At 50.1% G+C, this 13,000-nt stretch carries 10 protein-coding genes and 2 pseudogenes; 9 read left to right on the top strand and 3 right to left on the bottom strand.

Features of this window, described 5'->3' with window-relative positions; all coding sequences use genetic code 11:
* Positions 1–8 precede the first annotated feature (8 nt).
* The 8 genes from PsW74_RS18565 (at position 9) to PsW74_RS18530 (ending at position 10,867) form a co-directional block, all read left to right on the top strand.
* A complete protein-coding gene (locus tag PsW74_RS18565) occupies positions 9–911 on the top strand; it encodes a LysR family transcriptional regulator (protein WP_063287395.1) in 903 nt (300 codons plus the stop codon).
* 199 nt (positions 912–1,110) lie between these two features.
* Positions 1,111–2,037 carry an aldo/keto reductase gene (locus tag PsW74_RS18560; RefSeq protein ID WP_206599769.1) on the top strand — a complete coding sequence of 309 codons (927 nt, stop codon included), beginning with the start codon at positions 1,111–1,113 and terminating at the stop codon, positions 2,035–2,037.
* A gap of 63 nt (positions 2,038–2,100) precedes the next feature.
* Positions 2,101–2,577, top strand: a complete 477-nt coding sequence (locus PsW74_RS18555; RefSeq protein WP_063287394.1) for a (2Fe-2S)-binding protein — start codon at positions 2,101–2,103, stop codon at positions 2,575–2,577.
* 2 nt (positions 2,578–2,579) lie between these two features.
* Complete coding sequence (locus PsW74_RS18550) at positions 2,580–4,808, top strand: molybdopterin cofactor-binding domain-containing protein (protein ID WP_063287393.1); 2,229 nt, start codon at positions 2,580–2,582, stop codon at positions 4,806–4,808.
* Between the two features lie 1,170 nt (positions 4,809–5,978).
* A complete protein-coding gene (locus PsW74_RS18545; protein WP_063287392.1) occupies positions 5,979–7,034 on the top strand; it encodes an MBL fold metallo-hydrolase in 1,056 nt (351 codons plus the stop codon).
* A gap of 256 nt (positions 7,035–7,290) precedes the next feature.
* Positions 7,291–7,746, top strand: a complete 456-nt coding sequence (locus PsW74_RS18540) for a (2Fe-2S)-binding protein (protein WP_063287391.1) — start codon at positions 7,291–7,293, stop codon at positions 7,744–7,746.
* A gap of 12 nt (positions 7,747–7,758) precedes the next feature.
* Complete coding sequence (locus tag PsW74_RS18535) at positions 7,759–9,978, top strand: molybdopterin cofactor-binding domain-containing protein (protein ID WP_063287390.1); 2,220 nt, start codon at positions 7,759–7,761, stop codon at positions 9,976–9,978.
* Between the two features lie 304 nt (positions 9,979–10,282).
* A complete protein-coding gene (locus PsW74_RS18530; RefSeq protein WP_063287389.1) occupies positions 10,283–10,867 on the top strand; it encodes an RICIN domain-containing protein in 585 nt (194 codons plus the stop codon).
* Between the two features lie 700 nt (positions 10,868–11,567).
* Here the strand turns inward: PsW74_RS18530 and PsW74_RS29865 are convergent.
* The 3 genes and pseudogenes from PsW74_RS29865 to PsW74_RS30235 form a co-directional block, all read right to left on the bottom strand.
* A pseudogene (locus PsW74_RS29865) lies at positions 11,568–11,861 on the bottom strand (transposase); the annotation flags it as partial.
* Between the two features lie 47 nt (positions 11,862–11,908).
* Positions 11,909–12,073 (bottom strand): transposase domain-containing protein, encoded by a 165-nt coding sequence (locus PsW74_RS18520; RefSeq protein WP_343228957.1) that lies wholly within the window; start codon positions 12,071–12,073, stop codon positions 11,909–11,911.
* Positions 12,062–12,148 (bottom strand): annotated as a pseudogene (locus PsW74_RS30235) (transposase); the annotation flags it as partial. The gene PsW74_RS18520 and the pseudogene PsW74_RS30235, both read right to left, overlap by 12 nt.
* Positions 12,149–12,425: 277 nt before the next feature.
* Between PsW74_RS30235 and PsW74_RS28410 the strand changes: the two are divergent.
* Positions 12,426–12,731 carry a hypothetical protein gene (locus PsW74_RS28410; protein ID WP_208988060.1) on the top strand — a complete coding sequence of 102 codons (306 nt, stop codon included), beginning with the start codon at positions 12,426–12,428 and terminating at the stop codon, positions 12,729–12,731.
* Positions 12,732–13,000: the final 269 nt, after the last annotated feature.

Genomic DNA, 13,000 nt, shown 5'->3' with positions numbered 1-13,000 from the left:
GGTCACATATGAAAAAATCTGATCTAATGAAGGTCGATGTCAAGCTGCTGACGATTTTCTGCGCAGTTGCGAAAGAGGGTTCGATCTCGCGTGCAGCTGCACGGATGGACGTCAGCCAACCCTTAGTCAGTCATGCTTTGGATCGGCTGCGTTTGGTGTTTGGAGATCCTTTGTTCGTGCGAGCTGGACGTGGCATTGCACCAACCGAGCGTGCCCTTGTCCTCGCACCTGAGGTTTCGGAAATACTAGATCGACTTGAGGCACTCGTTTCGCCAGAACCGCTGGAATTGGAGAAAATGACGACCCGATTTTGCCTTGAAGCGCAAGACTACGAGCGTCAGTTGATTTCTCCCAGACTGCTGGACAGATTTTTAATCGAAGCGCCGCAAGCCAAACTTCGCTTGATCCCGTCTGGCCGGAATTACGTGGATCGGCTGCGTATGCGAGAGAGCGATGTTGTCGTCACACCTCTCCCGCCGTCAGATCAGCTTGATATCTACAGCACTACGTTGTTTGAGGATTGCTCAAAGTGCTTCTTTGATCCCAAGGTCGTTTCGGAAGATGAAGTGCGTGAGAATTTCGGTACACTGCCTCACGCGACAGTCCGTTTCTCTCTGTCTGGAACGCCCTTCGAAGAACGCATCTTTGAACAACATGGTATAGAGCGTCAGTTGAGGGTCGAAGTTCCTAGTTTCGAAGCCCTTCCCCCATTGATGCGTGGGTCACAGCTCATAGCGATCTTACCGTCGCGCATGGCGCATGGGCTGTTCAGGGAATTCGCGCACATTGAACCGCCTTGCCCGTTTCCAACTGTTCAATTCAAAATGATCTGGCACAAGGCCACGCACCATTCCCCAGCGCAAAGATGGTTTCGTGGTGCAGTTCGGCAGGCGGTAGAGCAGATTGTGTAAACGGTAGGTTCCAATCTCCTACCGATCTGGTCATTTTTAACTATTGCTTGGAAAAACGCCGAACTCGACGAGAATTATCGCCATATATCAATTTTCGACATATATCACCTCAATGAAATGCGCCTTGTTGATGTAATTGCTGATGAGTACTTTCCGGGTAGCCAGCGAAAGTAGCTGGAAATCTGAGAAAGCGTTTCAAATGGATATGAAAACCTACCGGAATGACAGTGTTGCAGTCTCCAGACTTGGCTTGGGATGCATGCGCATGTCGATGATGCCGAACCAGCAGCGTTCCGAAAGCATTGCCACCATTCACGCCGCGCTGGAGGCAGGCATCAACCTCCTGAACACAGGGGATTTTTACGGCCAGGATGGTCATAATGAATTTCTTATCGGTGAGGCACTGAAAAGCGTTGACCGGGACAAGGTATTCATTTCCCTGAAGTATGGAACTTTTCAGAATGCTTTTACGGGCAGCAACAAGGTCGATGTTGGCCCAAAGAATGTGAAAACTTACATCACCTCCTCTCTGAAACGCTTGGGTCTGGATTATGTGGACCTGTATCAACCCGCTCGTGTGGATATCGGTATCCCTGTTGAAGATACCATCGGTGCGATCGCTGACCTGGTCGAAGCCGGATATGTGCGCAATATCGGCCTGTCGGAAACCGATGCAGAGACCATTCGCAAAGCGCATGCCACCCACCCGCTGAGCTTGGTGGAGTTCGCTTACTCCGTAACCGATACCTCCATCGAAAAAAGCATCCTGCCCACGGCACGTGAATTGGGTATCGGTATTGTGGCCTTTGGCGCCATGGGTTTTGGTAAATTACCCGATGCAGAAGGCGATCCTTTGATGGTTACGCTACGCCATATGGCCGCCGACAAAGGCATTTCGATTGCCCAACTGTTGCACGGCTGGCTGTTGGCCAAGGGCGAAGACATTATCCCACTGGCTGGCTCTCGCACCACAGCCCAACTAGAGGATACGCTACAAAGTTTGGATCTAAGTCTAAGCGACGAAGATCTAAACAGAATTGAAGCCGCTCGAAGTGCAAGTGAGCTGGTTGGCCGTTCAATGCCAAACATGGTCATCAAGAATGGTGTTCTTCTGGAGCAAGACTAGCCGGACACCGCGCGTTCCTACGAAACTCTCAGAATTATGTCTGCCAATTGGAGGAATTGATCCATGCGTCTAATCGTCAACGGCTCTGAATTTGATGTACCAGACTCATGGCAAGATGAAACGCTGCTTATGGTGCTGCGTGAACAGTTGGGTTTTGTTGGTCCAAAACTTGGCTGCGGCCAAGGGGAGTGTGGTGCATGCACAGTTCACATCAACGGTGAGGCTGTCCGCAGCTGTTCCATTTATGCGATTGATGTCCAGTCTGACAGCATTACCACAATTGAAGGCCTTGCCAGCGCCGATGGTGTTTTACATCCTGTTCAACAGGCTTGGTTGGACGAGCGCGTCGCCCAATGTGGTTACTGTCAGGCAGGGCAAATCATGCAAGCCGCTGCATTGTTAAATGAAGAACCTAACCCCGACGACCAAACAATCATAGATCACATGAGCAACAATCTTTGTCGTTGCGGAACTTATAAAAGGATCAACCTTGCAATCAAGAACGCTTCCCAAGTGATGCAAACAAGAAAGGCGAGCTAGAAATGAAACCAGCTACACAAAAAAAGCGGCGCTTCACACGGCGTGGTTTCTTGAAAGCTGCTGGTTGGACAGCAGCGGGTCTAACCGTCACCTATTTCGTGGGCAGAGAGTTCGCGCCAGTCATGGCGTCGATGCGCGCACCAGACTTTGAGGAGGGCACAGCGTGGATCAAAGTCGACCTGGATGGCACTGTAAGAATGCTAAGCCCCGTGCACGAAATGGGACAAGGGTCATCCCTCGGCCTAGCCCAGATCGTAGCTGAAGAACTAAATGTTGATGTTGAGGATATCCAAGTCTCGCTTCCCTCAACAAACGACGTAACGAGACTGCAGGTCACCGTAGGAAGCTCGGGAACCAGTAACAACGCCCGTCCTCTGGCTGAAGCTGCTGCTGGTCTTCGTGAAGAGCTGAGACAACGCGCGGCCAAGCAAGTTGGCCTTGATGCCCATGCTCTTGGCGATGCTAAAGGCGGTTTTACTACCCCGGAAGGTCAAGTCGTGACCTTCGCTGATATTGTCACAGGAACAAACGAAGTGATCGATCTTGGGGACCTCCCGGATGCGACCTCTTACACGTTTGATCCAGGCAGGGAGAAGGTGCAGGTTGGCAAAACTGCTTTGCAGGTTCAAGGGCGTGATATTGTAACCGGCAAAGAGGTATATGCACTCGACGTTCGTTTGCCGAACATGACATATGGGCGCGGCGTCCCAGCCCCCGTGGCGGGTGCCCAGATCGTTGATGTTGATGATGGTGGCGTCAGTAGTATGCCCGGTGTCATCAAGGTCGTCGTCGATAAAGAGCGTAATTTTGCCGGCATTGTCGCGGAAACGCCAAGCGTTCTTGACGCCGCACTCGAGCAGATGACTGTACAGTGGGACAGCCCATCAAGTTATACTCAAAAAGATATCGACGCGATGATTGATGTTGATATTGCTCTTTTGGCCGGGGAACTTGACAGCATCCTCGAAAACGATGATGTCGCTCAGGATCAGGTTTGGACCGTTGACCGACGTCAGGATTTGCCAATTGTCGAACATGCGACGATTGAACGGCGTTCTGCGGTTATTCAATTTAGTGAGCGGGACGGGCGAGAAGTGGTCGAGATCTGGGCGGGCACACAGGACATGTTCGTCAATCAAAAGAAGGCAGCTGCGGAACTTGGGTGGTCAACAGACCGCGTAACGGTTCACCTCATGCGTGTGGGGGGCGGCTTTGGTGGTCGCGCAACATATGATGTTGTCCGCGATGCCGTGCTCCTTGGACGAGAGGTTGATCGACCGGTCAAGGTGGTGTGGTCGCTACGTGACGAGTTCCTCGCAGACCGTACGCGTCCGCCATCGTCTCATCGGGTTCGGATCAAAGCAGATGACGATGGGAAAATCACCGAATGGTGGCACGCTTTCGTCAGCGGACACGTCATGTTCAACGATTTTTTGTTACCTGAAGGGGGCTTGTCGCTCGTTCGGAAACTGTTTCACGACATAGGCGCCACTATAGGTTCTCATCCATTCTATACCGTTGATCGCCGCCGCATCGAATTCACTGACGTCGAACTTCCTTTCCATGTTGGTCAGTGGCGCTCACTTGGCGCGACGCCCAATTCGCTTGCAGCCGAGGCGGCGGTTGAGGAACTCGCGCGAACGCTCAACCTGGATCCAATTTCGCTACGGATGCAAAATCTTGGCCCGGAACAAGACCGGCTCAAGACGTGTTTGACAAAGCTGAAAACCATTTGTGCCGCTCGCCCGCTTCCTGAAGACGCAGAGGTTGGTCGCGGTTACGCCGCTGCAATCTTTGCTGAGCAAACCCATGTTGCAATGGCTTTTGACGTATCTTATGAGAAAGAGAACGAACAAATCCGTATCGATCGTTGTTATTGTGTGCTTGATCCCGGATTTGTTTTCAGCCCTGATCAAGTCAAGGCTCAGATCGAAGGGGGTACCATGATGGCCATCGGGCAAGTCTTGGTCGAAGGGGCGCCTATCGATGATGGTTCGATTTCAGCTTATGGTTTCTTCGACTATCCGATTGCGACGATTGACCACGCGCCAGAATTTGAAATTGAACTCATCAGTGACCCTTCTGTTGCGCCATCTGGTGTAGGTGAAGCCGCGTTGATTGCTGCACTTCCCGCTCTCGTAAATGCCATCCGCGCAGCAACAGGATATCGCGCGAGTAAACTGCCAATAGATGAGGATGATCTTGTTGCCACAATAAACACGAAGGGTTGATCAGAGTGAATAATAGAGTGAAGCTAGGCCCAGGACCCGTTGATTTATAATATCTTGCCTGACTTACTTCGTGAGCGTTCGGTGAAGTCGACCTGACGCAATAGGATTTGATCTTCTATTCTTCCTCCAGTTTTGTCGGCAGGCGCTGGAAGGAAGTTTGCCCGTCGCTCAGGTTGCCAGGCGCTATGGCACAAGAAAAACACGGCTATATTGCTGGCTGAATGATCACCGTTACAATCCTATGCTTGAAGGGAGATCAATGCATACAACAGAAACAGGGTTTGTTTCTAACAGTGTCGTCGAGGAGTGCCTTTCGTGTTCATGCTGCGAGGAAGTTGTTCAGGCACCGCTGCCCTCCCGGCCAATCGAACGCGGGTGTCCAGGATCAGGGCTGCTGGTTCAAATTGCTGATCATAAAATCAATCGCATCAACGATCTCATGCCATGGTATTGCGCTGCTAAATCAGTGTAACTGAAGCCCTAATTGATAAAAAGGCTGGGGTCATCGGACGGACGCAGTCATGACAGCTTCCGTGATGTTGATAAGCACCACTCGCTTACCGTTGCTTGAGCGTTGTCGTGTAACAAGGCCGCGCTTTCTAAACGACCAATGACCTTGATCGCGCCTCCTTCGGTGAGCAGCAAGGCGTGTGAAACTTCACTCATCGTCACAGGTGCTCCAGACTGGCAAACACGCCCAAGCATTTCTTTTCTGAAAGTGTCAATTTACATTCTTCCATAACAGCAGCCTGCAACATTTGCCGAAGGCGTTCTGCTTTAAGCGGTAACAGATAGGCCATCCTTATGTTTAGACGCTCTTTCTCGGGTGGTAGATCTAGTTTTGCCTTCGCAATCCCTATCTTTGAATAGATTGCTTGACAAGAAAAGTATTCCAGACAAGTATATCCAAACTTATGCGGTAATAAGTTAGACAACCTGTAGCAGCCGTATGACCATGTAAAAAAGGATACGCGGATGTCCGTACCTCTGCTGCTCACCCTTTCGTTGTTCTGTGAAGTTTTGCAGGTGCATCCAATGGCAGCAACGTTGCAGGATCAAATGGAATATTTTCTAGAGAACTTGCCATCATGAATCGCGCACGCTCACAGCGCTAAATAGGCCGGACCAGATGTCGCCTATGTTTGGATCTTTTGAACGGGGAACTTATGGATGCGGCCCATTGAATTTACAGCAGTAATTTTCGTATTGGTAGGTGTTTTCATGACAGCTTGTGCGGCTACTCAAAAAGATCACAAGCAAGGGTCTTTGAATTTCAAAGATGGAGCATTTAGGAATAACAGTCTGGTCGAAACTCACTCCTTCTGGGAAGTAGCCTGGGCAGGGCTGACCTCTGACACGGAAAGAGCTAAATGGCCGAAATGGGTGGAAACGATTACAGATCCGTCCCCGCAAGACAGAGTCAATAGCAAGGACGCACGCGTCACCTTCATCAACCATTCAACTTTTCTTATCCAGATAAATGGGTTCAATATTCTCACTGACCCAGTGTTTTCAGAACGAACCAGCCCGATCTCCTTTGCTGGCCCAAAGAGGGTTCATAAACCGGGCATAGCTCTGGAGGATCTACCAGAAATCGACGTAATTATCGTAAGTCATGATCACTATGATCATCTGGACTTGAAATCCATAAATCAGTTGATTAAGCGCGACAACCCCAAAATATATACCGGACTTGGGGTGGGAAGTCGCTTGGCATCCTCTGACAACATCAATGAACTAGATTGGCTGGATAGCGCGCAAGTGTCAGATGATTTTAAGCTTTGGTTTCTTGAAGTGCAGCATTTCTCAGGTCGTACATTGACTGATAGAAACTCCACTCTCTGGGGCGGGTTTCTTATGCAGATTGGTGGCAAGAATATCTACTTTGGCGGTGATAGTGGTTACGCCAATCACTACAAGAGAACATATGAACAATTTGGACCTGTTGACTTGGCCTTTCTGCCAATAGGTGCCTATGCACCTAGGCATTTATTCAAGCCAGTGCACCTTGATCCATTTGAGGCTGTTAAAGCACACATGGATTTAAGAGCAAAACAGTCAATCGGAATGCATTATGGAACCTTCCAACTGAGTGCAGAAGCGCGCGTTGAGCCGGTTGAACTTCTGGAACAAGCCAAGCGTGAGGCTCAACTGTCCCCTTCTAGCTTTATCACGCTCAATGTAGGCCAGCCGCTGGACATGATCGGTGTTGGCTCCTCTGATTAGTACCGGTCATCCTCTCTGACAAAGCACGTAGAAATATAGAGAAACATGATCAACTACGTTAGGTCGTCTTCACCGAGCACCTACGCTTTACCGTTGATGGGAGCGATTTTACAACCTCTATCAATCGCATCATAGCTATCAAGGAAGACTGCCTTATGGGCCCTCCGGTTAGTGCTGAAATTGTTAGATAGGCTGTTTTGGAATCTCATCGAAATTGTAGGAGCCAGCCTTTGGCGTTTCAGACAGGAGAAACACAATGATAAGATTCCAGCTCAACGGAAATTCAGTTACTACTGGCGTGAATGAGGATGCCCCTCTTCTTTACGTTTTACGAAATGATTTTTCTCTGAACGGCCCTAAATTTGGCTGTGGTGCCAGCGCATGTGGTGCATGTACTGTGCTTGTTAATGGTCAGGCCGTACGGTCCTGTATCGCACCGGTCTCGCTTGTTGCCGACACCGAGGTGGTGTCGCTCGAAGATCAGACGCCCGACAGCGTTCTTTCAGTGCTTCAACAAGCATTCCTGGTTGAGCAGGCTGTACAATGTGGCTACTGCAGTAATGGGATGATCCTGACGGCTACCGAACTGCTATCGAACAATCCTGCCGCAAGTGATGCAGAAATCCGTGAGGGCATGGATGGTATTTTGTGTCGCTGCGGGGCACAGGCGCGTGTGCTAAAAGCAATCAAGCGTGCTCAAGTGCAGATTTGAGGAGGGCTAATCATGATTAAGCCTGACACAGCATCACTTTCTCGACGTTCCATTCTACACGGCATTGGGGGGCTCACCGCCTATTTCGCATTGCCGGTTTCCATCCGTACTGCTCAGGGAGAAATGCGACGCCCAAATGAATCGACAGTTGATGCCTGGATTCGTATAGATCCCAAAGGCAGCGTTTATGTGTCCTCTGGCAAGGCTGAACTTGGCCAGGGAATTCAGACTGCATTTGGGCAAATCGTTGCAGAGGAACTGGATGTCGATCTTGCGCGCATAAAGGTGATCAATCCAGACACTGACCGGTCACCAGATGAATCGTATACGGCAGGCAGCGCATCGATACAGTCGAGTGGTATGACATTACGCTACGCAAGTGCCGAAATCCGCCGTCATCTTGTCAAGATGGCAGCGGGCAGGCTCCACGCCGATTTGGTGGACATCCGTGTCGAAGATGGAGAGGTGATCGCTCCGGACGGCGGTCACATAACCTATTGGGCTTTGGTCGGTGGTTTGGAAATAAATATCCCGATCTCTGGCAATGCTCAACCAAAGCGTCCAGCAGACCATAAGTTTGTGGGTACGCCCCAGCAACGGGCTGATCTACCGGCCAAACTATACGGTGAAGCCTCTTACATCGTCGATATTCGCCTAGAGGGCATGGTTCATGGCCGCATCGTACGCCCCCCAGCACCGAAGTTCACACTCGTGGATGTATCCATCGACACCGTCAGTGCAATGGACGGTGTGATCTCAGTTGTACGGGATGGTAGTTTTCTCGGCGTGATTGCGGAACGTGAAGAACAAGCTGTGGCTGCAGCTGAAGTATTGGCCGAAGGTGCAAGCTGGGACATCCCGCCCATTGAACCACCGCTGGAGGAGTTGCCTGAACGGATTAAAACGCTGCCGTCATTCGACAGTGTTTTTCTGGAGGTTGGCGATGTTAACTCTGCCGGTGGCGAGCGTTTCGAAGCATCTTACTATCGTCCTTTTCATGCCCATGGTTCGATCGGACCATCTTGTGCGATTGCTCAGCTTGATGGCGACATCCTAACGGTGTGGTCGCATACGCAAGGTGTCTACCCAGCCCGGCGTGACATGGCAAACGTACTAGGGATGGCTGAGAGTAACCTGCGTTTCATTCATGCCCATGGAGCCGGATGTTATGGCCATAATGGTGCAGATGATGTAGCGATGGATGCAGCGCTCTTAGCCCGCGCAACCGATTTACCAGTACGTGTGATGTGGTCGCGTCAAGATGAGCTGGCTCATTCACCATTTGGCACGGCAATGCGTATTGAAATTGCTGCCGAACTTGATTCCAACAACAGGTTGCGCTCCTATGAGCACACGCTCTGGTCAGGTGCTCATATTGCGCGTCCAGGTTTGCAATCCCAAATGAGCAGCGGTAATCGTAGTGGCCTCATGCCCGCTTGGTCTACTAACAGCGATCTGCAACCCTATGCATTTCAAAGCGCAGCGTCTATGTTCGGGGCGGATCGTAACAGTGATCCGATCTATGATATCGCGAACAAGAGGCTGACAAAGCACCTTCTGCCCGAGATGCCTTTACGTGTCTCAGCGATGCGCAGTCTGGGAGCTTATTCCAATCACTACGCTATGGAAAGCTTTATGGACGAAGTTGCCTTTAATGCTGATGTGGACCCGATTGAGTTCCGGTTGCAGCACCTCAGCAATCCGCGCTATCGGGCGATTGTCGAAAAAGTTGCAGAAGAAGCCAATTGGTCTGGTCGTTCGAACAAAAAGGGCACTGGACGTGGTTTCGCATTTGGACGCTATCGGAATACATCGGGCATTTTCGCAATTGTCGTCGACGTACACGTAGATTTAGAGAATGGCGAGGTAGCCATATCGAAGGTCGTTGGAGCCATAGATGTCGGTCAGGTAATCAATCCGGACGGCGTGCTTAATCAGATCGAAGGCGGAATCATCCAATCCCTGAGCTGGACCTTGATGGAAGAGGTGACTTACGATCACACCGGCGTCACCAGCACCGAATGGTGGGATTACCCAATCATGAGTTTCGCGCAGTCCCCGGTCATTGAGCTTCATTTGATTGACCGCCCAGACTTGCCCTCTGTTGGAGCAGGTGAGGCTTCACAGGGGCCTACTGCTGCAGCACTTGCCAATGCCATCTTTGACGCAACTGGCGCTCGCGTTCGTGATTTGCCACTGCGGCCTGAAAAGATCCTGAAGCAAATGACTTAACTGAGTTCTTTTGACGGAGTTAAGCCAATAGGTTTTAGAGATTGTCGAACTGTGGCTCGAAGTAAAATGCAACGCGCATTTAATTTTGGGTATTTTCACATACCCAGACCAACCTATGCCTTCATTAGTTGAATAGCGGAGAGCTTTGGCCAGAACACGTCCAAACTGTAATCCGTACTGATGAGGAAAACTCGACAGATCGCAACATTTATTGGTGAAACTTGAAGGGCACGTGTGATGCACATCCATTTGAGCATTGCATAACAGATGCCCTAAATAAAGTTTCGCCTATAGGAGACACCTGATGAGAACACTTGCAGTGATGCCTTGGACACTAGCCTTTATTTTACTTTTGCCAATAACGGTGCACGCTCAGGATTGGCGTGATGAGGCAGGTTATCTTTATTTAGCTGATCGTCTTGATCGACCGCAGGACGGTTATTGTATTGACGTGGCCGGGTCGGGCAACTGGGTAGACTTTACCATGCCGTTAAATGCGCATAATTGCAAACGGCCGGGCTTCTATGCAGACGAGGCCGTTACCTTTTCCTCTCCTGGTGCCATTCGTTTTCCTGCTTATCGGGGGTGCGTGACAGCGGTTGGTTTGAATGGGAGAACATTGCCTGGTGCCCCGCTGATGATCAAACATTGTGCTGATGAAGTTGATATCGCGCAATATCCTTTTGTGCGGGCATCTTTACAAGATTTCACACATCGTACAGATGGGCGTATTGAATTAACTGGCACGGGGCTTTGCTTCGAGGTTGGCGCAGATTCTGACAGCACCTTTTCAGAAGATCATCGCTGGCGTACCCTAAATCTGAATACCTGCGAAGATATTCCCGAAAGTCGATCAGTCTGGTTAGAATTTGAGCAAGAAACAGAATAATACCTATGTCGCAGCCAATACTTCGAAGGGTACTGTCGCAAACATCGCTGGAATGCCCTTTTGGCTCAGTTGGCCCTTCCTGATCTTGTAGTCAGCAATTTGGCGCTATCAACTTAATCCGAAGTTTGCCGCAATAGTTTTCTCCAGACGCATTTTAATGCTTCAAGCTCAGCAGCTTGTTTCCATTGTGAAAAAGCGTTGATACGGTAGAGGTGAGTGTCGATTGCAGATCGTTGGTGGTGAGGTGGAACGAAGAGATTGCGCAGGCCGGAGAATGTTTCCAGAAATCTTTGAAGCTGGCCTGGCGACTTGAACTTTTGCATGGCTCGTTTTCGCGAGGGCAAACGCAAGTTCTCGGAGCGGTTGTTTAAGTCCTTATGGCTGAGGTGCTCAACAGCTGGCATCACTTTGTGTTTTGCCGCACCATAAGAGCCGAGTTTGTTGGTAACAATTCGTTTTGGAGCAAATCCCTACCTTGGTAACAGACATGTCATTAAACGTTTAGCAGCCATGGTATTGCGTCGTTTTTGAAGGGTCTCATCCAGTATGTAACCATCTAGAGCAAGGGCCCGCCACAGATAGCATCGCTGGCCCTTGAACTTGATCACAACATCATTAAGATATCTGAGCTTTGTGCTCTTTTGCGTCGCAACCGATGACTGTAAGCTGGGCCAAACTTGATGCCCCACTGGCAGATGGTTCATATGATAAGGTTATGTCGTGCTCCGACAACATTTCTGCGACTGAGCAGCCCCATTGGAGTGATCCGAGTTGAAAGTGAGTGCATTGTTGGCCTTTGATCCATCTGAATGGTGGCTTCCGGGACTGGCGGGTGATAGCTCAGAGCACTGTGGGGTCGTTTGGTGTTGTAGTGTTTTCTCCAGCATTCGATGATGATTTGAGATTCAAGGAGGGAATAGAAGATTTCACCGTTCAGTAGCTCGTCGCGCATACGCCCGTTGAAGCTCTCGCATTACCCGTTTTCCCAAAGTGTGCGTCCGGTGACCCCGGCCTTTTTATTGATTAGGACTTCAGTTATGCTTATTTAGCAGCGTAACACCATGGTATGAGATCGTTAATGCAATTGATTTTATGATCAGCAATATAGGCCAGCACCCATGTGAGCCAGGCTTGCAGGTCGACATCATTGAGTTTCAATGAGGTTGAGGCGATGGCAGCAGCTTTTCCTCCGCCCTCTAATCCCATGAAGAGATAAATTTTCCTTCTCAGAGCCAAAGGCTTCAATGCGCGCTCAGCAGAATTATTGTCCAGTTCCAGCTGGCCATTATCAAGCTAGGGCCATGAGCAAAGTAGCCTTTTGTGATCCGTTGGGCACTACAGGCACTATACTCATGTGACCGCAAAGATCCATCAACGCCTCCTAACCAAGACATTAAAAACAATTATTTTGACAGCAGCAACCCTTGAGGGAAACACCCGAATGTCCAGTATTCGCCCTCATCTCTGGCAACAGGCTCTCGCTTACCTCAGTTCTCGCGGTGCTGCGAACGGTAGCAAAGTTCGCATCTTACTAGTTCAAAATCACCAAAGCGGGTGAATGCGATTCAATGTTCCCTTGTTGTTCTTCGTAACGCCCAAAATACACGCTGGGTCCAGTTGGGACTATCTGATCGATGAAGCTCAAGAAGTTGGCAGCACCTATAATGCAGTTTGTACGCCAGATTTCTTCGGTTTCAACGACAAGGGTGAGCTGCAATACTGTGGCAGCTTGGATGATGCTGGCTTCACCGACCCAACCAACCGCACACCAGAACTTCTCAATGCCATGCGTCAGGTTGCCAAAACCGGCTGCGGACTGAAGCATCAGATCCCGAGCATGGGTTGTTCAATAAAGTGGAAGTAGATCTGTTTGCGCGAAGGCTAGTCAAATTGGAGGCAATGATAAAGCAGGACGCAGTAGCCGCTAGCAGAGGGCCATGATGTATGGACCGCCTGCATTTCGCAAGAGAGTTTTTACTTGGAACCTTGAAGTCGCTACTATGTATCCGACCTGTTTATCGGCACGCGGGCCGTGGCCTTGATGGTAATACGCACGTACCTACAGTCTAATTACCGGACAGGTTACTTAGCACCATTATGGCCCTCTGACTTTGGGTGCGTTCTTTCTTCCGT

The sequence above is a fragment of the Pseudovibrio sp. W74 genome (assembly GCF_001623085.1).
In the GTDB taxonomy this organism is placed as follows: domain Bacteria; phylum Pseudomonadota; class Alphaproteobacteria; order Rhizobiales; family Stappiaceae; genus Pseudovibrio.
This window is presented reverse-complemented; position numbering and strand designations above follow the sequence as displayed.

What these genes read in the sequence shown, in the direction of transcription:
- PsW74_RS18530 (WP_063287389.1), top strand. Translation starts at nt 10,283, where the DNA reads ATGAGAACACTTGCAGTGATGCCTTGGACACTAGCCTTTATTTTACTT.
- PsW74_RS18560 (WP_206599769.1), top strand. Translation starts at nt 1,111, where the DNA reads ATGGATATGAAAACCTACCGGAATGACAGTGTTGCAGTCTCCAGACTT.
- PsW74_RS18555 (WP_063287394.1), top strand. Translation starts at nt 2,101, where the DNA reads ATGCGTCTAATCGTCAACGGCTCTGAATTTGATGTACCAGACTCATGG.
- PsW74_RS18545 (WP_063287392.1), top strand. Translation starts at nt 5,979, where the DNA reads ATGCGGCCCATTGAATTTACAGCAGTAATTTTCGTATTGGTAGGTGTT.
- PsW74_RS18520 (WP_343228957.1), bottom strand. Translation starts at nt 12,073, where the DNA reads ATGGGATTAGAGGGCGGAGGAAAAGCTGCTGCCATCGCCTCAACCTCA.
- PsW74_RS18540 (WP_063287391.1), top strand. Translation starts at nt 7,291, where the DNA reads ATGATAAGATTCCAGCTCAACGGAAATTCAGTTACTACTGGCGTGAAT.
- PsW74_RS28410 (WP_208988060.1), top strand. Translation starts at nt 12,426, where the DNA reads ATGCGATTCAATGTTCCCTTGTTGTTCTTCGTAACGCCCAAAATACAC.
- PsW74_RS18535 (WP_063287390.1), top strand. Translation starts at nt 7,759, where the DNA reads ATGATTAAGCCTGACACAGCATCACTTTCTCGACGTTCCATTCTACAC.
- PsW74_RS18550 (WP_063287393.1), top strand. Translation starts at nt 2,580, where the DNA reads ATGAAACCAGCTACACAAAAAAAGCGGCGCTTCACACGGCGTGGTTTC.
- PsW74_RS18565 (WP_063287395.1), top strand. Translation starts at nt 9, where the DNA reads ATGAAAAAATCTGATCTAATGAAGGTCGATGTCAAGCTGCTGACGATT.